Raw genomic sequence first — 18,926 nt, forward strand, 5'->3', positions numbered from 1 at the left:
CGTGACTGGTTTCAACAGCGCTGGCGACTTCAACTTCGACCTCGGCGAAACTGCGGACGCGATCCGCGAGACGGTTCGCGATTTTTCTGTCAACGAGATCGCGCCGCGCGCTGCCGAGATCGACAGGACCAACCAGTTCCCGCGCGACCTCTGGCCCAAACTGGGTGCGCTCGGGCTGCACGGCATCACGGTCGAGGAGGAGTATGGCGGCGCCGGTCTCGGCTATCTCGAGCATTGCATCGTCATGGAGGAAATCTCGCGCGGCTCGGCTTCGGTCGGGTTGTCCTATGGCGCGCATTCCAATCTCTGCATCAATCAATTGCGTCGCAACGGCAGCGAGGCGCAGAAGCGCAAATATCTGCCGAAGCTGATTTCCGGCGAGGACGTCGGGGCGCTGGCGATGTCCGAGACCGGCGCCGGTTCGGATGTCGTGTCGATGAAGACCCGCGCCGACAGGAAGGGCGGTCGCTACATTCTCAACGGCAGCAAGATGTGGATCACCAACGGACCCGTCGCGGAAACGCTGGTGGTCTACGCCAAGACCGACGCCGCCGCGGTCGCGCGCGGCATCACCGCCTTCATCATCGAAAAGGGGTTCAAGGGATTTTCGACTGCGCAGAAGCTCGACAAGCTCGGCATGCGCGGGTCCGACACCTGTGAACTGGTGTTCGAGGATTGCGAGGTGCCCGAAGAGAACGTACTCGGCAACATCAATGGCGGCATCAGCGTGCTGATGTCCGGCCTCGATTACGAGCGTGCCGTGCTCGCCGCCGGACCGCTCGGCATCATGCAGGCCTGCATGGACGTGGTGATGCCCTATGTGCATGAGCGCAGGCAGTTCGGTCAGCCGATCGGAAGTTTCCAGTTCGTGCAGGGCAAGGTCGCCGACATGTACGTCACCATGAATGCGTGCCGTGCCTATGTCTACGCGGTGGCGAAGGCCTGCGATCGCGGCGAGACCACGCGCGAGGATGCGGCAGGGGCTATCCTTTACGCGGCGGAGAAGGCGACGCAGTGCGCGCTGGACGCGATCCAGTTGCTCGGCGGTAATGGTTATATCAACGACTATCCGACCGGACGTCTGTTGCGCGACGCCAAGCTCTATGAAATCGGCGCCGGCACCAGCGAAATTCGCCGTATGCTGATCGGCCGCGAACTGTTCGAGAAGAACGCGTAGCTATTCGTCATTCCGGGGTGCGACGCAGTCGCAAACCCGGAATCCAGCACCGAGGTAAATGTTGTGTTGCTGGATTCCGGATCGCCACTAAAGCGGCGTCCGGAATGACGGGGATTCGCGATAAAAAGCCGATCACTCCAGCGGCAGGTCGTTGACCTTGGCAACCCACGCCCGCACATCGATCATGACCTGCGGCAGCACCGCCCTGGTCTCCTGCACGGTCATGCCGGCCTTGATGCGCGGATCGTAGAGGATGTTGAGGATGTACTGGTCGTAGATGTCGAAGAAGCCCATCTGGACGTCGTCGTTGAACATGGTCCACGGCACGGAACTGGTGTCGTTGATCGGGCCGAGCGACTGCAGCAGTTCCTCGTAGGCGCAGTCGAGGAAGACGAAGTCGCCGTTGTCGACGGTCAGGATCACGTCGGAATGCTCGATCTCGAATGCCTCGTTCTTGCGAAAACCGGAGAGGCATTGGGGATCGAGCGAGGTGTGGATTTCGCGAGCGCGCCTGGCGCCGTAGAGCCCGGCGATCGTGCGATCGAGGTTGCGGTCGCGGACCAGCCGGACGGTGACGTTGGCGGCATCGGTGCTGTCCGCCATGGCGATGTCCAGATGCCGGACGCGCCTTGCGATGTCGGCGACGACTTTCGCCAGTTGCGCCTTCCGGTCGGCACGATTGACGCCCTCTGCGAATACGCGCACCGGCACGTCATATTTGCGGATGCGGTCGACCCGGCCGGCCAGATGGTACTCGGCGCCGAAGGCGATTTTGAAGAACCCGTCGAGAATCTCGCTGTCGGTGAAGACCTTTTTCTCGGCGTGCTGACGCCCGGCAACTCCCGCAAACTCGGCGAGGGCGGGTCGCAAGGGGGCATGCGCGACGCAGACGGCCGCTCCGATCAAGGTGGCGGCAACAAGCCTGAGCGAAGCGATATGCATCGCGGCCAGCCTCCCTCAACCAACCCGCGCGGGGGCGCGCAAATGTCATTCTCGCGCGCACGTCTCTTAGATCCGTGCGGCTTATCCGGGTTACAATGATTCCGGATCGAACCAATTCGGAATCATGAACGCGATCAATTCATCTATCGGGACGTGATGCGGGTAAATCACTCCGCTAGTTATTGACGACGACCGTCGTGCCGACCGACACGCGATCATAAAGATCCTTCACGTCCTCGTTGGTCATGCGGAAGCAGCCGGACGACACGGCCTGACCGATCGTCTCCGGTTCGTTGGAGCCGTGGATGCGATAGAGCGTCGAGCCGAGATACATCGCGCGCGCGCCGAGCGGATTGTCGATACCGCCTTTCATGAAACGCGGCAAATCAGGACGCCGGCGCAGCATCTGCGCGGGGGGCGTCCAGCTCGGCCATTCCTTCTTGGCGCTGATGCGATGGACGCCGCCCCAGCGGAAACCGTCGCGGCCGACGCCGATGCCGTATCTCAGCGCCTGGCCGTTGGGGAGAACGAGATAGAGCCGCCGCTCGCTGGTGCTGATGACGATGGTGCCGGGCGCATACCGGCTTTGGAAATAGACAACCTCGCGAGGGATCGGATTTGCGGAGGTAAAATTGGGACTGAAATCCATGAAGTCGCGCGTATCGACGTATTGCGCGAAAGCGGACCTCGCATTGAAGGCAAAGGCGGCGGCAATCAAAAGAGCCAAAACGCGCGTCATTGTATCCTCATTGATCAATCTCGTTGCGAGACAGGGCACAATTCGTCCGGTTTCGCAAGGCGCAGTCGCGTGAGGAGGATTCTTCCCGCGTAAACGTTGCGAAAAGGTATCAACATCCTCATGGAGTGGATTTGACACGCGGCACCTCGCGAGCCTTTGACGCACGGCTGGAACGATGTTGATCTCGGCTTCGTTCGAAGGACAGGAGCGGAGCGCAAGGATGAACGGTGCTGAAAGCCTGGTGCGGACGCTGGTCCAGGGCGGCGTAGACGTCTGCTTCGCCAATCCGGGCACGTCCGAGATGCATTTTGTCGCGGCGCTGGACCGGGTGGAGGGCATGCGCTGCGTACTCGGGCTGTTCGAAGGCGTGGTCACCGGTGCCGCGGACGGCTATTTCCGCATGAAGGGCGTGCCGGCCTGCACCCTGCTTCATCTCGGTCCGGGTCTCGCCAATGGCCTCGCCAACCTTCACAACGCCGGGAAGGCCGGTTCCGGCATCGTCAACATCGTCGGCCAGCATGCGGTTGACCACATCGGATACAATGCGCCGCTGACATCGGATATCGAGGGGCTGGCGCGGCCGATGTCGGGTTGGGTCCGCACCGCGCCGAATTCGAAATCGGTCGCCTGCGATGGCGCGGCGGCGATCGCGGCTGCGAAAAGTTCACCGCCGCAGATCGCGACGCTGATCCTGCCCGCCGATACCGCGTGGAACGAGGCCGACGGTATCGCCGCGGTGCCCGAGAATTCGCAGCGCCCGGGCTATTCGCAGCCCGCGGTCGATGCCGCGGCGAGGATCCTGCATAGCAACGGCCCAGAGACTCTGCTGCTGCTCACAGGCAGCGCGCTGGGCGAGCAGGGGCTGGCGCTGTCCGGCATGATCGCGGGCAGGACCGGCTGCAAGGTGATGGCGCAGACCTATAACGCGCGCATGGCGCGCGGGCGCGGCCGCTTTTCCATCGACCGCATTCCCTATGTGGTCGAGCAGGCTTTGCGCGTTCTGCAGCCCTTCAGAACCATCATACTGGTCGAAGCCGACGATCCCGTCGCGTTCTTCGCCTATCCGGACAAGCCGAGCCTCTTGAAGCCGGAGGGCTGTTCGGTGCACCCGATGACGGCGCGGGGCGACAATTCAGTGGCCGCGCTGGAAGCGCTGGCGGACGCCGCGGGCGCACGGCGAGCGGATATGAGGCCGCAGAAGCCGGTTGAACTCATAGCGCCCACCGGACAACTCGATCACGCCTCCATCGCGCAGGCGATCGCGCTTGCAATTCCGGAGAATGCCATCGTCGTCGACGAGTCGATCACGACGGGTCGCGGATTCTTCCCGCCGACCGCGACCGCTGCGCCCCATGACTGGCTGCAGAACATGGGCGGCTCGATCGGCTTTTCCACGCCGGTGGCGACCGGCGCGGCTGCGGCCTGTCCCGATCGCAAGGTGGTCTGCCTGGTCGGCGACGGCAGCGCGATGTACACGCTGCAATCGCTATGGACACAGGCGCGCGAGGGCCTCGACGTCACCACCGTCGTTTTCTCAAATCGCATGTATCAGATCCTGCGCGGCGAGTTCGACGGCGTCGGCGCCGGAGAACCCGGCGAGCGGGCGATGGACATGCTGAGCCTCGATCGCCCAGGCCTCGACTGGGTGTCGCTTGCGAGAGGCATGGGCGTGCCGGGCCGGGCCGTGACCACGGCGGACGACTTCAACAAGGCGCTGGCCGAGGCGATGGCGGAGAGGGGGCCGCGCCTGATCGAGGTACGGATGTGAGACGCTGTAGCGCGTCGGTAAAGATCGGCTGATACGACAGAGCTATTCCGGCTTTGATGGAATCAAAGCCGAGCTCTAGCTTTTGTTTGACGCGTTTTCTTCACGCGAACCGGTATCCACTTCGCTTGAAAACGCTATAAACGCGACAGGGACGCGCGTTGCGTGCGAGAGCTCCAATGAGCCTGACCTATGTCATCCCCGACGTTCATGGCCGCTTCGATCTGCTCAGCGAGGCGTTGCACCGGGTTCATGTCCACGCCGCCGGCAACGGCGGCACGCTGGTGATGCTCGGCGATTACGTCGACAAGGGACCGCACAGCAGCAGGGTCATCGCAAGGCTGCGACGCGGAATGCCGGACGGCTGGAGCTTCGTTCCTCTCAAGGGCAATCACGATGCGATGATGGTCGCCGCGTGGCGCGATCCGGCCCAAATGACGCGGTGGCTCGAGCACGGCGGCGACGCGGTTCTGGAATCCTACGGCGGCGATCCCTTTGTGATTCCGGAAGCCGACATCGCCTGGCTGGAGGCGCTGCCGCTGATGTATGTCGATGCGCATCGCATCTATGTTCACGCCGGGCTCGATCCCGGCGTTGCCCGCGAGGCGCAGCCTGAGTCCACGCTGCTCTGGAAACGCTATCCCAAAGGCGATGCAGCCGGCTTCGAGGGCCGCCATGTCGTGCACGGACACAACTCGTTTGCTCAGGGCCCGGAGTTGTATGGAGGCCGCACCAATCTCGACACCAGGGCATGGCGTACCGGTCGTCTGGTGACCGGCGTGTTCGACGACGCGTTGCCCGGTGGCCCCGTCGATTTCATCGTGGTTCAGCTTCCGGCACAGGAACTCCAGGGATCGGGAGGCGCGGCCGGCTTCTTTCGTGGGATACCCTGATCGTTTATCTTGACGGCGGTGCGCAACGCAGGTCTTTCGTGTGACATGGACAAGGTCTCGGACTCGGTCACGAAACTGCAGGCGACGTTCCGCATCAAGGTGAACGGCGAGTCCGTCGCCATCGCCACTGTGGGGCAGGCCTATGATTTCATCACGCGCCTCAGCACCGCCGAATGGGGCGAGTTTAGCGCCCTGCACGAGGAGGCGCGCGCCGCGCTGGAGGCTGCCGCGGACGACGCGATGCTCAGCCGCAAGGCCACCGACGCGCTGCGGGCCCTGTTCGCGCGAACTCATCTGCTGTGAGCGCTCGGGGACCGGACCAAGGCTTGCGGTGCGGCGACAATCCATGCCGGGCAAATGGTGGGCGCACAAGGGATCGAACCTTGGACCTCTCCCGTGTGAAGGGAACGCTCTCCCGCTGAGCTATGCGCCCTGATCGTCAATCGCCGGACCTAGTTTCGGCCGGCCCAGCGACGACCGAAGCCGCGATTTAGGAAATGCGGGGTGGGGGTGTCAAGCGAACCGTGCGCCTGCGCCGGTTGTTTAATCCTGCGATAGCGTATTCAACGAAGCGGATGCTCCCGGTTCGCGCCAAGAAACGCATCAAAAAGCGAGAGCCGGTTTAGATTTCATCAAAGCCGGAATAGCCCTAACGCCCGCCGCGGGAAGCCTGGGATTGCAAGGCCCGGATGCGGTCGGCCAGAGAGTCGGCGGAGGGTATCGCGCCGTTGCCGGCTGCGCCGTTTGCGGCTTTCGTCGTCCTGGCCGGCGTTGCGTCAGCCGCCAGGATGGCCTTGATCGGCGAATCCGGTCCCTCGATGGTCATGGCCAGCCTTGAGACCTCGGCGGCGATGTCGTTGATGCGCTCGCGCAGCAGTGCGTTTTCCATCTGCTCGGCCGTGCCGGAGGATGCCGCCTGCCGCTGGATCACGGTGATGTCGCGCTGAAGCTTGGCCCGCTCATCGTGGGCGGCGCGCAGCGCCCGTTCGGCTGCGATCATTTCGTTGCGCAGTCCGTCGATGAGCGGAGACTTGCCGCCGTTCAGCGATGCGATCTCCTCGCGCAATTCGCTGATCGTGAGTTGCGCCGCCGCATTGGCTTTGCGCAACGGACCGTTCTCCTTGTCCCGCTCGGCCAGGGTCTTGGTCTGCGCGGCAAGCTGGCCGTCGAGTTCTCTGACACGGCTGCCGAGCCGTTCCGCTTCCTTGGTCTTGTCGATGAGCTGGCTGTCGATGGTGACGATGCGCTGGCTCAGATTTTCCACGTGTCTGCGCGCGTCGTCGCGCTCCCGGGCGTTGACGGCGGACACGTCGCGCTGCCGTTCGAGCAGCGCCTGCGTATCGGCGAGTTCCTTTTCGACCTCGCTGATCCGGCCATTCAATCGCTCGACCTGCGCGCGCACCACGAACAGCTCGGCCTGCCGGCTCTCCGCCGTCAGAGAGCGATCCGACAGTTCCTGACGAAGCCGGGCGAGTTCGGCCTGGCTTTGGACGAGGGTCTGCTCGGCGCTCTGCAAAGTTTCGGCCTTTGTGACAAGCTCCTGTTCGGTGGATTGCAGATGCGCGCCGACCTTCTGCTCATGCCCCTCGAGTTTGAATATCGCGGCGTTCTTCTCGCCAAGCTCGACCTTCAGCCGGTTGATTGCGTCGGCCTTTTTGCCGAGTTCGGCGGACTGGCTGGCGGTCTTTCTCTTGAGTTGTTCGACGCTCATTTCCAGTCGCCTTGCCGACATCGCGAATTCGGCGCGCAACTGATCCTTATCGGCCTGGATTTCGGCCATCGACAGCGGCGTCGCCGCTTCGAGACGTTTGGTGGTGAGGCGAACGGCGCGGTTGTGCACGAGCGGCATGATCATCAGTCCGCACAGCATCGAAACCAGAAAACCGATCGCCAGATACATGATCGGCTCGACCATGGGGGGCGCTCCACAAGCCGGATAAGGATTCGGCTACCATGCCATGAGCGGCCGGCAAAACACCAGCGTCACGCCACGCAAGGCATTTTCCGGTCAGGCGGAATCCGGTTGGCCGCAAGAAAACATGGACGCTGGCATCAGGGCGTCAGAACGGGTTCCAGGTCGCCTGCGGCGTAAACTTCAAATAGCCGATATTGGCGCCGAGCCGCAGCCCGAGACCGGAGCGGATCGGCACCAGCACGATATTGTTCGCGGTCAATGCCGTCATGCCGAAGCCGCCGACGATGTAGGCGGAGCCTTCGATGCCCGCAAAGCGCTGATAGATCGCATTGGTGGCCGGCAGGTTGTAAACCAGCGTCATGGTTCGGGCGCCGTCGCCGCCCCAGTCGAAACCGACCGACGGACCCTGCCAGTAGACTTTCAGGTCACCGGCATTCTTGGTGTAGAGGGTGCCCTCGCCGTAGCGCAGGCCAGCGACGAAGGCGCCCGAGCCTTCCTCGCCCAGGATGTAACCGTTTGGCAGGCCCCATTGGCTCACGGCGCGTTCGATGACGGAGGCGAGGCCCCGAGAGACGTTGCCGAAGAACCGGGTCCCGGATTTGAGCAGTTCGTCCGACGAATAGTTGCCTGGGCCGGCGTGCCGTTGCGGCGGCGGCATTTGCTGGCCCGGAGGCGCATCGTAGGGCGGCGCTGACTGCTGGGCGGGTGCCGGCACGATCCAGAACGTCGTCACGGCAGCGAGCGCGACCGCTGCAAGGCGTGAAATCAAAGTCATGGAAGTCCCCCCAAGGTAGCGAAACTTGTCGCTGCGTCTTTAACCCGATGCTGATAGACGGTCGGTATGACGCGGCGATCGTCCCCTCGACTCACACGTTATCCGCATCAACTATGACGGCACGGCGGCAGGAAGGAAACGGCTTGCGCCTCGCGGCAGTCGCGATCGCCTTGCTGGGGTGTGGGTTGGCCGGCGCCAGGCTGGACCTTGCAGCCAGGGCGGCGACCTCGGAGCGGATCGTGGCCGACCGTTATACGGGTCTGGCGATCGGCGGGTTCGATCCCGTGGCTTTCTTTACCGACGGCCGCGCAGTGCAAGGCGACCCCGCCTTCGAGGTGTCGCAGGGCGGTGCCGTCTGGCGCTTCAGCAATCCCGACAATCGGGCGTTTTTTATCGCGAATCCGGATGTGTATAGCCCGCGTTTCGGCGGCTATGATCCGGTGGACATTGCGCGGGGGGTGACTTTCGCCGGAACCGCACGGCTCTGGCTGATTGTCGGCCACCGGCTTTACCTGTTCGGCCATGAGGACACCCGCGCGGCTTTCGCGGCCGATCCGGCGCGCTATCTGCACGACGCGACGCGGCGCTGGGCCGTGCTGAAGGAAACGTTGGCGCAATAGATGCAGGAGATGGCAAGCCGCGTCAGGGAGCGGCGGAGGGGTCGCCCCAGGCGATAAACTCCGGCACCAGAAATCCCTCGTGCGATTGACCGAAACGCAACGGCGCGCCGCTGCCGTCCGTGACCTTGCCGCCGGCGGCGACGACCAGCGCATGACCCGCCGCGACGTCCCATTCGCAGGTCGGGGCGAGACGGGGATAGATATCGGCTCCGCCCTCCGCGATCCGGCAGAACTTGACGGCGGAGCCGAGCGGCCGGCGTACCGCGCCAGGCCGGCCGTCGATGAAGGCGTCCGAGCGGCTGTCGCCGTGGGAGCGGCTGACGGCGGCGATCCATGCTCCGTGGCGAGGATACGGCCGGGTTGTGATCGGCGCGGCCGCGCCGACGTCGCCGTCAACCGTGACCGCGAGGCGCTGCGCGCCATGGCCGACAAGGCCTCGCCAGATCGAACCGAGCGCGGGCGCGCCGACGATGCCCAACAGCGGCACTCCGTCCGTCACGATCGCCAGATTGACGGTGAATTCGTCGCGGCCGGCGATGAATTCCCTGGTGCCGTCGAGCGGATCGATCACGAAGAAGCTGCCGGCATAAGTCGGCGCGGCAGGATGCACGCGTTCTTCCGACAGCAGCGGAATATCGGGACGAAGCCGCGCAAGCCCGTCGGCGATGATCCGGTCGGAGGCGAGGTCCGCCTCGGTCACGGGGGACCCGTCGGCCTTGCCGCTGATCGTCATGCGATCGCGATTGACCGAGAGGATGGCCGCGCCCGCTTTCGCCACCAGCGTGGTGAGTGGGTTCATCAGCGCCGCGGCCGTTTGAGCGTCGATCACCGGCACGTTCGAAGCGTCCTTGCGTGGCGCGGCAAAGCGGCGGCGACCGCCTTTCGGTGGCAGCAGGGGCTCCGGCGGTGTATCAAGCCACCACGATCGTTTGATTCGCCATGTCCGCGCGCTGCAAGTCCGCTTGCTGCGGATTTGCCGAAACGGATCCCAGGAGCAGGTATTATGTCTGGCACGTCGTCTCCCGGTCCCGTTCCCGATACGCTCGAACTCGCAGCACTGCTGTGTTCGCGCGTCTGTCATGACCTCATTAGTCCGGTTGGCGCAATCGTCAACGGGCTCGAGGTGCTGGACGACAATCCGAAGCCGGACGATCGCGAATTCGCGCTCGATCTGATTCGCAAGAGCGCCAAAACCGCCTCGGCGCGGCTGCAGTTCTGTCGTCTCGCATTCGGCGCCGCGGGCTCGGCCGGCGCGCAGATCGATCTTGGCGATGCGCAGGCCATGGCGAAGGGCCATTTCGAGGACGGCAAGATCACGATCGCCTGGAATCTCCCACGCCTGCTGTTGCCGAAGAACAGGGTGAAACTGCTGCTCAACTTGTTGGTGATCGCGCAGCAGATGATCCCCCGCGGAGGCGTGCTGAGCGTCGATCCGCTTGGCGACGGCGAAGCGATGGGCTTTCAGATCACTGCCGCGGGAATGAACGCTCGCGTATCGCAGAGCGTCGTCGATCTTCTGTCGTCTGGCACTACCGGCGCCGTCGATGCGCATGCGATTCAGCCCTACTACACCCGTCTGCTTGCTGAGGCCTGCGGTATCAACATCTCGATCGTCCCCGACGGTGAGAAAGTGATTGTAAGCGCCCGTTGAGTTCGGCGTCGCCTGATAAGGTGAACGAATGGTTTCCGGGTTTGCGGAGATCAGCGTCAGGGTTTTGATCCGTTTACCAAGCGTGTTACTTTTCGCTGCTAAATCAAGGTCAAACGCCTTGTATCCGGATCAGGCAAAATCCTGACGGATGCAGTGACCTCGCTCGAAGGCGTGTCGCGACGAGTCCGCCGCATCGATCGTTGCTGCATTCTTTTCCGCTTGCTCAACCAATATTAAATGCTTTGGGTTGAAACTGGCCCGGCCGCGAAAAGGCGCGACGACGTCGCCCCGGCAGTTCGAGGGCCAGAAGGCAATGGATGATCTCCTCCGCGAATTCCTGACCGAGACCAACGAGAGTCTGGATACCGTCGACAATCAGCTCGTCAGCTTCGAGCAGGATCCGAACAACGCGAAGATATTGGATAATATCTTCCGGCTGGTCCACACCATCAAGGGGACATGCGGCTTTCTGGGCCTTCCGAGGCTGGAGGCGCTCGCCCATGCGGCGGAAACGCTGATGGGCAAGTTTCGCGACGGCATGCCGGTGACCGGCGAGGCCGTGACGCTCATTCTCTCCACCATCGATCGCATCAGGGATATCCTGGGTCAGCTCGAGGCGACCGAAACCGAGCCGGAAGGATCGGATAGCGATCTGATCGAGTTGCTCCATCACATGGCCGAGCATGGCGCTTCCGAAGCTCCCGCTCCCGCTCCCGAGCCCGCCGCCGAAGCGCCCGCCCCCCAGACGGCGGGTACGCTCACTTATCAAATTCTCGAACGTCAGCTTCGTCCGGGCGAGGTATCGCTCGATGATCTCGAGCGCGCGTTCCGGGAGACGGAGGTCGAGTCGGCCGCGTCTGCCGCTCCGCAGCCCGCTCCCGCTCCGCAGCCGGCATCCGGGGCGCCCGCGCCGGCCGCCGCTCCGAAAGCTGCCGTCAAGGCGGCGCCCAAGAAAGCGGAAGACACTCCGGAAAGCGATCGGGTTTCTCACCAGTCGATCCGCGTCAACGTCGATACGCTCGAGCATCTGATGACGATGGTGTCCGAGCTCGTATTGACGCGCAACCAGTTGCTCGAGATCAGCCGCCGCCACGAGGACAATGAATTCAAGGTGCCGTTGCAACGGCTGTCCAACGTCACCGCCGAGCTGCAGGAAGGCGTCATGAAGACGCGCATGCAGCCGATCGGCAACGCCTGGCAGAAGCTGCCGCGTATCGTGCGCGATCTGTCGAGCGAACTCGGCAAGCAGATCGAACTCGAGATGCATGGCGCCGACACCGAACTCGACCGTCAGGTTCTCGATCTGATCAAGGATCCGCTGACGCACATGGTGCGCAATTCCGCCGATCACGGTCTCGAAACGCCGGCGGAACGGCTCAAGGCGGGCAAGCCCGAACAGGGCACCATCCGCCTTCTGGCCTATCATGAGGGCGGTCACATCATCATCTGCATCGCCGACAATGGCCGCGGTCTCAATACCGAGCGCATCAAGGCCAAGGCGATTCAGAACGGCCTCGCGACCGAGGCCGAACTCGAGAAGATGACCGAGGCGCAGATCCACAAGTTCATCTTCGCGCCGGGGTTCTCGACCGCGGCGGCGGTGACCGCCGTTTCCGGGCGCGGCGTCGGCATGGACGTGGTGCGTTCCAACATCGACCAGATCGGCGGCACCATCGACGTCAAGTCGGTGGCCGGCGAGGGCTCGAGCATTACCGTCAAGATTCCGCTGACGCTGGCGATCGTGTCGGCGTTGATCGTGGAAGCCGCGGGCGAGCGTTACGCGATACCGCAGCTCTCGGTGGTCGAGCTGGTGCGCGTGCGCGCGGATTCGGAGCACCGTATCGAACGTATCAAGGAAACTCCGGTCCTGCGGCTGCGCAATAAGCTGCTGCCGCTGATGCACTTGAAGAAGCTTCTGAAGATCGATGATGGCGCATCCAGCGATCCGGAGAACGGTTTTATCGTGGTCACGCAGGTCGGAAACCAGACCTTCGGCATCGTCGTGGACGGCGTGTTCCATACCGAGGAAATCGTGGTCAAGCCGATGTCGACCATGCTGCGGCACATCGGCATGTTTTCGGGCAACACCATTCTCGGCGACGGCGCGGTGATCATGATCATCGACCCGAACGGCATTGCGCACGCGCTCGGCGCATCGGTCGCGACGCAGCAGGAAATCGCCGACGAGCGCGGTGCGGGCGCCAGCGACGCCGAGCAGATGACGTCGCTGCTGGTATTCCGCGCCGGATCGGACCAGCCCAAGGCCGTGCCGCTCGCACTCGTCACGCGACTGGAGGAGATCGGCGTCGACAAGATCGAGATCTCCGACGGTCGCTATATGGTGCAGTACCGCGAACAGCTCATGCCGCTGGTGCAGATGGAGGGCGTTTCGGTCGGGACCGAGGGGTCGCAAGCCGTCCTGGTGTTCGCTGACGAAGGACGGGCGGCGGGCTTGGTGGTCGATGAGATCATCGACATCGTCGAGGAGCGGCTGAACATCGAGGTGGCGAGCAATCAGCAGGGCATTCTCGGCTCCGCCGTCATCAAGGGCCGGGCGACTGACGTGATCGATATCGGTCATTTCCTGCCGATGGCTTTTTCCGACTGGTTCAAGCGCAAGGAGATGCGCGCCGACGCCGCCACGCGGTCGGTGCTGCTGGTGGATGACAGCGCCTTTTTCCGCAACATGCTGGCGCCGGTTCTCAAGGCCGCGGGATATCAGGTGCGCCTTGCGACCAACGCGCAGGAAGGTCTCGTCGTTCTGCGGTCGGGTCAGGAGTTCGACGCGATCCTCACCGACATCGAAATGCCTGACATGAACGGTTTCGAATTCGCGGAGACGGTGCGCTCCGATCGCCGTCTCAGCGGAACTCCGATCATCGCGCTGTCGTCAATGATTTCTCCGGCCGCGATCGAGCGGGGACGTCAGGCCGGCTTCCACGATTACGTCGCCAAGTTCGACCGTCCCGGCCTCATTGCGGCGCTGAAGGAACAGACCGCCGAAACCAACCGGGCAGCGGCATGAAGGATCACGGCATGACCATGGTAAATCAAGGCAGCGAAAGCGCGTTTACCGAATACGTGACCGCGACGATCGGCGGGCAGTTGTTCGGGCTTCCGATCTCGCGGGTGCAGGACGTGTTCAAACCCGAACGCCTGACCCGCGTGCCGCTGGCATCGAACGACGTGGCGGGCGTCTTGAATCTGCGCGGCCGCATCGTCACCGCGATCGAAATGCGCGCGCGACTTGGCCTTCCGAAGCAAGAGGCCGATCGTCCGCCAATGGCCGTCGGCGTGGAACTGCGGGGCGAGTCCTACGGACTTCTGATCGATTCGATCGGCGAGGTCATGGCGCTTCCGGATGACAGCCGCGAGGTCAATCCAGCCAACCTCGATGCGCGGATGACGGAGATGTCGGCGGGTGTGCATCGGCTGGATGGACAATTGATGGTCGTTCTCGATGTCGATCGGATTTTGGAGATCGCGTCTGACAAGCTTGCGGCTTGAGACCGGCGGTAAGTGGAGTCATCGGGAAAGCGTCCCGTCATGAAGATTGGAAAGAAGCGGAGGCCGAAATGAAAACGTGTCTGGTCGTGGATGATTCAAGCGTTATCCGTAAGGTCGCGCGGCGTATCCTGGAAGGCTTCAATTTCCATATCGTCGAGGCGGAGGACGGCGAGAAGGCGCTCGAGGCCTGCAAGCGCGAGTTGCCGGATGCCGTGCTGCTGGATTGGAACATGCCGGTCATGGACGGCTACGAATTCCTTCGCAACCTGCGCCGGATGCCCGGCGGTGATCGGCCGAAGGTGGTGTTCTGCACCACGGAGAACGATGTCGCGCATATCGCGCGCGCGCTTCATGCCGGCGCCAATGAATACATCATGAAGCCCTTCGACAAGGACATCGTGACGGCGAAGTTTCACGAAATCGGTCTGATCTGAAATTAGCCGCGCCGTACCGGATTGCCCGGCGCAGAAATCGTCTTTGTCCGTGGTTGCGTCTGGTGGGTCATGAGTACTGCTTTGGCAAGTCCGGCGGCTTTGGATTCGGGACGGCAGGAGCCGTTGCGCGTCATGGTGGTCGACGACTCCGTCGTCATTCGCGGGCTGATTTCCCGTTGGATCGAGGCTGAGCCCGACATGAAGGTCGCGGCTTCGCTGCGCACCGGGCTCGATGCGGTCAGCCAGGTCGAGCGTGCCAATCCCGATGTCGTCGTCCTCGATATCGAAATGCCGGATCTCGACGGCATCTCGGCGCTGCCGCAACTGCTGGCCAAGAAACCCGACCTCATTATCATCATGGCCTCGACGCTCACCCGCCGCAACGCGGAGATCAGTTTCAAGGCGATGGCGCTCGGCGCGGCGGATTACATTCCGAAGCCGGAGAGCACCCGCGAGATCGCGGCGGCCGATATCTTCAAGCACGACCTGATCCAGAAGATCCGGAACCTCGCGGCGAAGCGTCGTCGTCCGGCGGTGGTTGCAGCTCCGCCGCTGGCGCCGCACGAACCAACTCTCACTCAGGCCGCTCCTGCGCCGGCACAACCCGCACCGCTCCTGCGTCCCTTCGGTCCGCTGCACCCGCGCGTGCTGCTGATCGGTTCGTCCACGGGCGGGCCGCAGGCGCTGATGACGCTGGTGGCCGGAATAGGGCCCGTGATCGACGCCGTTCCGGTGCTGATCACGCAGCACATGCCGCCGACTTTCACGACCATTCTCGCGGAACATCTGGCGCGGGTCGCCGGACGTCCGGTGCAGGAGGGCGTGAACGAGGAGGTCGTGAAGCCTGGACGGATCTATTTAGCGCCGGGCGGTTGCCACATGCGCGTGGCGCGAAAGGGCGGAGGCGGGATCATCGCGCTCGACGACGGTCCGCCGGTGAACTTCTGCAAGCCGGCTGTCGATCCGCTGTTCACGTCGGCGATCGACATCTGGCAGGGAGGCATTCTGGCCGTCATCCTGACAGGGATGGGATCGGACGGAATGCGCGGCGGCAAGCAGATCGTCGCCGCGGGAGGAAGCGTCATCGCGCAGGACGAAGCAAGCAGCGTGGTGTGGGGAATGCCGGGCGCCGCCGCCCAGGCCGGAATTTGCGCGGCTGTTTTGCCGCTTCAACAAATCGCACCGAAACTCGTTCGGTTGTTTGCGGGAGGCCATTCGTGACGCCGCTTGATTTTGAGTATCTGCGCAAGTTCCTGAAGGACCAGTCCGGACTCGATCTCGCTGTCGACAAGCAATATCTGGTCGAGAGTCGTCTGACGCCGCTTGCGCGCAAGGCCGGTCTGCCAGGCATCAGCGACCTCGTGCAGAAGATGAAGAGCGGTGCCGGACCGCTGAGCGTTGACGTCGTCGAGGCGATGACCACCAACGAAACCTTCTTCTTTCGTGACAAGACGCCGTTCGAACACCTCCGTGACACCGTGATCCCGGCGCTGGTGCAGGCCCGGGCAGCTCGCCGCAGCCTGCGGATCTGGTGCGCCGCCGGTTCGACCGGACAGGAGCCGTATTCGATCGCGATGTGTCTCAAGGAATACGGTCCGGCGCTGGCGGGATGGCGTACCGAGATCGTCGCCACCGATCTGTCGAACGAGGTGCTCGAAAAGTCGCGGGCCGGCCTCTACAGTCAGTTCGAGGTGCAGCGCGGGTTGCCCATTCAGTTGCTGATCAAGTATTTCAAGCAGGTCGGCGAACTCTGGCAGCTCAACGCCGACATTCGTGCGATGGTTCAGCACCGGCAGCTCAACCTGTTGCAGGATTTTTCCCACCTCGGCACGTTCGACGTGATCTTCTGCCGCAACGTGCTGATCTACTTCGATCAGGAGACCAAGGTCAGCATTTTTCAGCGGCTTGCGAAGCGGATGGAGAGCGATGGTTTCCTCGCGCTCGGCGCCGCGGAAACCGTGGTCGGGCTGACCGACGCGTTCAAGCCTCATCCGGACAAACGCGGTCTCTATCGGCCCAATCACGTCACCGCGCCGTCGCTGGTTCCGGGCATGCTGGCGGCCAAGTCCGCAGCCCGCGCGTAGCGGCCAACCGACAACATTCCATCCAGGTCATTCCGGGCGCTCGCTTGCGAGCAGGCCCGGAATCCCGCTTCGGATTGCATATAGAGATTCCGGATCACCGCTCTCGGTGCGAACACAAGGCCTTCGTCGCCTTCGCGTCAGGAATGACGGCGCCCCGCGCGCCTCACAGGATCGCGTGCGGCAGAAAGCGCGACGTGTTGCCCGTGATCGGGTGCGCGTCCTCGCGGATCGAGAGCCCGCAAGCCCGATCGCCGACGATCCAGCTTCCAATGACCGGATACACGCCTTCAAAGCTTGGGAGGAGCGCCGAGGCTTGCCGCACGAAACCTTCGCTGCCATAGGGGCCGCTTTGCTGGTCCAGCGCCGTTCCATCGCAGACCAGTTCGACGTTGGCGCCTTCACGGGAGTAGATTGGCTTGCGCACATAAGAGCTGCCGAGTCTGCTCACCTCGGCGTCCTCTTCGAAATAGGCGGGCAGCAGGTTGGGGTGGTTGGGAAACATCTCCCACAATAACGGCAGAATTCCCTTGTTGGAGAGCACGACCTTCCAGGGCGGCTCGATCCAGCGTGTCGATGCGGTCCGAATCCGGGAGCCGAAGCTGTCGCGCAGCATCCATTCCCAGGGGTAGAGTTTGAACGCAAGCTCAATGCGGCGATCGTCGAGATCGACGAATTGGCAGGCGCTGTCCACGCCGATGCTTTCGATCTCCAGCGAAGTGGTTTGAAGGCCCGCCTGCCGGGCGGTGTCTTCGAGATAGTTCAGCGTCACCGCATCCTCGGGGTTCTCGTAAAGCCCGGTCAGGTGCAGATGGCCGTTCGGTGCGATCTCGCGCCAACGCGCAATCAGCTTGTCATGGATGGAGTTGAACTGATCGGCTCCGTTCGGGATGATCTGGCGCTCCATCGCCTGCTCGAGCCAGGTCCATTGAAACACCGCGGCCTCGAACAGCGAGGTGGGCGTATCGGCGTTGTATTCGAGCAGTTTCGCCGGACCCTGACCGCTGAAGCAGAAGTCGAAGCGGCCGTAGAGCGTGGCGTCGCCGCGCCGCCAGCTATCGGTGAGGATCGGCCAGCAGGCCTGCGGAATCCTGAGGCGGCGCAGCACGCTTTCGTCATTCATCGCGCGCTTGACCAGTTCGAGGCACATGGAATGGATTTCGCCGGTCGGCGCTTCGATCCCCTGTTCGACTTCCTCGAGCGTGAATGCGTAATAGGCGCGCTCGTCCCAGTAACGCTCGCCGTCGAGCGTATGAAACGCGAAGCCTGCGTTCTCGGCCGTGGTTTGCCAGTCATTGCGTTCGGGGCAGACGATGCGTTGCATGTCGAAGCTCGCAATCCGGAAGGCGGGTCAGCCGCCGCCGGAGAAATGAGACGAGATTGCATGGGCGAAGCCGCCGAAGCCTCCGCGTGTGATGGGGCCGCCGCCGGTTTCGGAGGATGATGAGGAATGGCTGGAGGAAGAATCTCCGCCGTAATAGCCTGATCGCGACGACCAGCCGCTCCCGTGTCCGCCGCTCGATGAACCCGAATTGCAGGCCGTAGCGGTCTGACCGGGCGTTGCGGACGCCGCGACGCCGGGACGGTTGGACTCGCAATTGTCGTGCGGCATCAGCGCATAGGCGCCTGCGCCGACCGCGAGCGTACCCATCACCAGCAGCGCGACACGCCCGGAGCGTTTTGGCGGGGGCGGTTCGAGCGGCGGCAGACGCCGTTTCCCGAACGGTTCGGCGGGAGGACCAGCCATGGTCAATAGACCATCGATGCCGCGTTGACCGCGCCTGCGGCGACCGACGACAGGCCCAGCCAGATCGAGGGCGCGAGTTCGCCGGCGGCGATCCGGCCTGACAGGTTGGGCACCGGAATTTTCACGATATAGTAGACAGCGATCTGCACGATCAGCGCGATCATGCTCCAGATCAGGCAGTCGATCACGTTGACGGTGTGCATGATCGCGCTGACCACCGGAATGACGAAGCCGATCAGGCTGAGCCCGAGCGCGATCGCGGCGGCAGGGTTGTTGTCGCAGATCAGCTTGAATTCGTCGTGCGGCGTGACGCGCGTATAGACGAACAGATACAGCAAGACCGCGATCAGGCCCGTGCAGAAATACAGCAGGAAGGCCGGCAGCCCGGCCAGCGATTGCAGGATCATGTCAGCCCCCGTGGATAGGCCTCAGCCCGGATCATCAGTCATGCCGTCAGTCGAGACAACCCGGCGACGGGTTCATGCAGCGAGACGCCCGGCAGGGTAGGGACTTAATATTGAACATCCCTCACCAACCGTCTCCGCTATGCTTCGCCGGTTCACCTCTCCCGGCGCGAGGGGTGAGAAATTCGACATTCCGATTTCATCTCGGGACAATGAGCCGGGCACAGACCGACAAACAAAAACCCCGCCAATTGCGGCGGGGTCAGTCTGGGAGGA

At 63.2% G+C, this 18,926-nt stretch carries 19 protein-coding genes and 1 tRNA gene; 11 read left to right on the forward strand and 9 right to left on the reverse strand.

Features of this window, described 5'->3' with window-relative positions; translation table 11 throughout:
• Position 1 precedes the first annotated feature (1 nt).
• Complete coding sequence (locus ACS3WA_RS11140; protein ID WP_438278591.1) at positions 2-1,177, forward strand: isovaleryl-CoA dehydrogenase; 1,176 nt, start codon at positions 2-4, stop codon at positions 1,175-1,177.
• Positions 1,178-1,309: 132 nt separating this feature from the next.
• On the opposite strand, the gene ACS3WA_RS11145 is transcribed toward ACS3WA_RS11140, so the two are convergent.
• On the reverse strand, positions 1,310-2,119 hold the full coding sequence (locus ACS3WA_RS11145) for a DUF2927 domain-containing protein (RefSeq protein ID WP_438278592.1): 810 nt from the start codon (positions 2,117-2,119) through the stop codon (positions 1,310-1,312).
• Between the two features lie 175 nt (positions 2,120-2,294).
• A complete protein-coding gene (locus ACS3WA_RS11150; RefSeq protein WP_438278593.1) occupies positions 2,295-2,858 on the reverse strand; it encodes a L,D-transpeptidase in 564 nt (187 codons plus the stop codon).
• A 220-nt stretch (positions 2,859-3,078) separates the two neighbouring features.
• Between ACS3WA_RS11150 and ACS3WA_RS11155 the strand changes: the two genes are divergently transcribed.
• From ACS3WA_RS11155 to ACS3WA_RS11165, 3 genes are all read left to right on the forward strand, one after another.
• A complete protein-coding gene (locus tag ACS3WA_RS11155) occupies positions 3,079-4,626 on the forward strand; it encodes an acetolactate synthase large subunit (protein WP_438278594.1) in 1,548 nt (515 codons plus the stop codon).
• A 176-nt stretch (positions 4,627-4,802) separates the two neighbouring features.
• Positions 4,803-5,516 (forward strand): metallophosphoesterase, encoded by a 714-nt coding sequence (locus ACS3WA_RS11160; RefSeq protein WP_438278595.1) that lies wholly within the window; start codon positions 4,803-4,805, stop codon positions 5,514-5,516.
• Between the two features lie 45 nt (positions 5,517-5,561).
• Positions 5,562-5,819 carry a hypothetical protein gene (locus ACS3WA_RS11165; RefSeq protein ID WP_438278596.1) on the forward strand — a complete coding sequence of 86 codons (258 nt, stop codon included), beginning with the start codon at positions 5,562-5,564 and terminating at the stop codon, positions 5,817-5,819.
• A gap of 55 nt (positions 5,820-5,874) precedes the next feature.
• Here the strand turns inward: ACS3WA_RS11165 and ACS3WA_RS11170 are convergent.
• The 3 genes from ACS3WA_RS11170 to ACS3WA_RS11180 all read right to left on the reverse strand — a co-directional run bounded on the left by ACS3WA_RS11170 (position 5,875) and on the right by ACS3WA_RS11180 (position 8,206).
• A tRNA-Val gene (locus tag ACS3WA_RS11170) sits at positions 5,875-5,949 on the reverse strand.
• A gap of 216 nt (positions 5,950-6,165) precedes the next feature.
• Positions 6,166-7,431 (reverse strand): hypothetical protein, encoded by a 1,266-nt coding sequence (locus ACS3WA_RS11175; protein WP_438278597.1) that lies wholly within the window; start codon positions 7,429-7,431, stop codon positions 6,166-6,168.
• Between the two features lie 145 nt (positions 7,432-7,576).
• A complete protein-coding gene (locus tag ACS3WA_RS11180; RefSeq protein WP_438278598.1) occupies positions 7,577-8,206 on the reverse strand; it encodes a DUF1134 domain-containing protein in 630 nt (209 codons plus the stop codon).
• Between the two features lie 113 nt (positions 8,207-8,319).
• On the opposite strand from ACS3WA_RS11180, the gene ACS3WA_RS11185 reads away from it, so the two are divergent.
• A complete protein-coding gene (locus ACS3WA_RS11185) occupies positions 8,320-8,826 on the forward strand; it encodes a YHS domain-containing (seleno)protein (protein ID WP_438278599.1) in 507 nt (168 codons plus the stop codon).
• A 22-nt stretch (positions 8,827-8,848) separates the two neighbouring features.
• On the opposite strand, the gene ACS3WA_RS11190 is transcribed toward ACS3WA_RS11185, so the two are convergent.
• The gene (locus ACS3WA_RS11190; RefSeq protein WP_438278697.1) at positions 8,849-9,625 is read right to left on the reverse strand and encodes a 3'(2'),5'-bisphosphate nucleotidase CysQ family protein; all 777 of its coding nucleotides are present in this window, start codon (positions 9,623-9,625) and stop codon (positions 8,849-8,851) included.
• A 204-nt stretch (positions 9,626-9,829) separates the two neighbouring features.
• Here ACS3WA_RS11190 and chpT point away from each other — a divergent pair, with 204 nt between their 5' ends.
• The 6 genes from chpT to ACS3WA_RS11220 all read left to right on the forward strand — a co-directional run bounded on the left by chpT (position 9,830) and on the right by ACS3WA_RS11220 (position 16,502).
• The gene (gene chpT, locus ACS3WA_RS11195) at positions 9,830-10,477 is read left to right on the forward strand and encodes a histidine phosphotransferase ChpT (RefSeq protein WP_438278600.1); all 648 of its coding nucleotides are present in this window, start codon (positions 9,830-9,832) and stop codon (positions 10,475-10,477) included.
• Positions 10,478-10,790: 313 nt separating this feature from the next.
• Positions 10,791-13,502 carry a hybrid sensor histidine kinase/response regulator gene (locus tag ACS3WA_RS11200; RefSeq protein ID WP_438278601.1) on the forward strand — a complete coding sequence of 904 codons (2,712 nt, stop codon included), beginning with the start codon at positions 10,791-10,793 and terminating at the stop codon, positions 13,500-13,502.
• 11 nt (positions 13,503-13,513) lie between these two features.
• Positions 13,514-13,984 (forward strand): chemotaxis protein CheW, encoded by a 471-nt coding sequence (locus ACS3WA_RS11205; RefSeq protein WP_438278602.1) that lies wholly within the window; start codon positions 13,514-13,516, stop codon positions 13,982-13,984.
• A gap of 68 nt (positions 13,985-14,052) precedes the next feature.
• Entirely contained in the window at positions 14,053-14,418 is a 366-nt protein-coding gene (locus tag ACS3WA_RS11210) for a response regulator (RefSeq protein WP_438278603.1), read from the forward strand.
• 69 nt (positions 14,419-14,487) lie between these two features.
• Positions 14,488-15,639: a protein-glutamate methylesterase/protein-glutamine glutaminase gene (locus ACS3WA_RS11215; protein ID WP_438278604.1), complete on the forward strand. Its 1,152-nt coding sequence runs from the start codon at positions 14,488-14,490 to the stop codon at positions 15,637-15,639.
• On the forward strand, positions 15,636-16,502 hold the full coding sequence (locus ACS3WA_RS11220; protein WP_438278605.1) for a CheR family methyltransferase: 867 nt from the start codon (positions 15,636-15,638) through the stop codon (positions 16,500-16,502). The genes ACS3WA_RS11215 and ACS3WA_RS11220 overlap by 4 nt, the downstream gene beginning before the upstream one ends.
• A 163-nt stretch (positions 16,503-16,665) precedes the next feature.
• Here ACS3WA_RS11220 and ACS3WA_RS11225 read toward each other — a convergent pair whose 3' ends face one another.
• The 3 genes from ACS3WA_RS11225 to ACS3WA_RS11235 are packed head-to-tail and all read right to left on the reverse strand — an operon-like array spanning position 16,666 to position 18,653.
• Positions 16,666-17,823 (reverse strand): glutathionylspermidine synthase family protein, encoded by a 1,158-nt coding sequence (locus ACS3WA_RS11225; RefSeq protein WP_438278606.1) that lies wholly within the window; start codon positions 17,821-17,823, stop codon positions 16,666-16,668.
• A gap of 27 nt (positions 17,824-17,850) precedes the next feature.
• Complete coding sequence (locus tag ACS3WA_RS11230) at positions 17,851-18,246, reverse strand: hypothetical protein (protein WP_438278607.1); 396 nt, start codon at positions 18,244-18,246, stop codon at positions 17,851-17,853.
• Between the two features lie 2 nt (positions 18,247-18,248).
• Positions 18,249-18,653 (reverse strand): DUF350 domain-containing protein, encoded by a 405-nt coding sequence (locus ACS3WA_RS11235; RefSeq protein ID WP_438278608.1) that lies wholly within the window; start codon positions 18,651-18,653, stop codon positions 18,249-18,251.
• Positions 18,654-18,926 lie beyond the last annotated feature (273 nt).

This window comes from Nitrobacter sp. (assembly GCF_051535235.1).
Taxonomy (GTDB): Bacteria; Pseudomonadota; Alphaproteobacteria; order Rhizobiales; family Xanthobacteraceae; genus Nitrobacter.

Coding starts and splice junctions, on each gene's coding strand:
- ACS3WA_RS11145 (WP_438278592.1), bottom strand. CDS start 2,119: ATGCATATCGCTTCGCTCAGGCTTGTTGCCGCCACCTTGATCGGAGCG.
- ACS3WA_RS11150 (WP_438278593.1), bottom strand. CDS start 2,858: ATGACGCGCGTTTTGGCTCTTTTGATTGCCGCCGCCTTTGCCTTCAAT.
- ACS3WA_RS11155 (WP_438278594.1), top strand. CDS start 3,079: ATGAACGGTGCTGAAAGCCTGGTGCGGACGCTGGTCCAGGGCGGCGTA.
- ACS3WA_RS11160 (WP_438278595.1), top strand. CDS start 4,803: ATGAGCCTGACCTATGTCATCCCCGACGTTCATGGCCGCTTCGATCTG.
- ACS3WA_RS11165 (WP_438278596.1), top strand. CDS start 5,562: ATGGACAAGGTCTCGGACTCGGTCACGAAACTGCAGGCGACGTTCCGC.
- ACS3WA_RS11175 (WP_438278597.1), bottom strand. CDS start 7,431: ATGGTCGAGCCGATCATGTATCTGGCGATCGGTTTTCTGGTTTCGATG.
- ACS3WA_RS11180 (WP_438278598.1), bottom strand. CDS start 8,206: ATGACTTTGATTTCACGCCTTGCAGCGGTCGCGCTCGCTGCCGTGACG.
- ACS3WA_RS11185 (WP_438278599.1), top strand. CDS start 8,320: ATGACGGCACGGCGGCAGGAAGGAAACGGCTTGCGCCTCGCGGCAGTC.
- ACS3WA_RS11190 (WP_438278697.1), bottom strand. CDS start 9,625: ATGAACCCACTCACCACGCTGGTGGCGAAAGCGGGCGCGGCCATCCTC.
- chpT (WP_438278600.1), top strand. CDS start 9,830: ATGTCTGGCACGTCGTCTCCCGGTCCCGTTCCCGATACGCTCGAACTC.
- ACS3WA_RS11200 (WP_438278601.1), top strand. CDS start 10,791: ATGGATGATCTCCTCCGCGAATTCCTGACCGAGACCAACGAGAGTCTG.
- ACS3WA_RS11205 (WP_438278602.1), top strand. CDS start 13,514: ATGACCATGGTAAATCAAGGCAGCGAAAGCGCGTTTACCGAATACGTG.
- ACS3WA_RS11210 (WP_438278603.1), top strand. CDS start 14,053: ATGAAAACGTGTCTGGTCGTGGATGATTCAAGCGTTATCCGTAAGGTC.
- ACS3WA_RS11215 (WP_438278604.1), top strand. CDS start 14,488: ATGAGTACTGCTTTGGCAAGTCCGGCGGCTTTGGATTCGGGACGGCAG.
- ACS3WA_RS11225 (WP_438278606.1), bottom strand. CDS start 17,823: ATGCAACGCATCGTCTGCCCCGAACGCAATGACTGGCAAACCACGGCC.
- ACS3WA_RS11230 (WP_438278607.1), bottom strand. CDS start 18,246: ATGGCTGGTCCTCCCGCCGAACCGTTCGGGAAACGGCGTCTGCCGCCG.
- ACS3WA_RS11235 (WP_438278608.1), bottom strand. CDS start 18,653: ATGATCCTGCAATCGCTGGCCGGGCTGCCGGCCTTCCTGCTGTATTTC.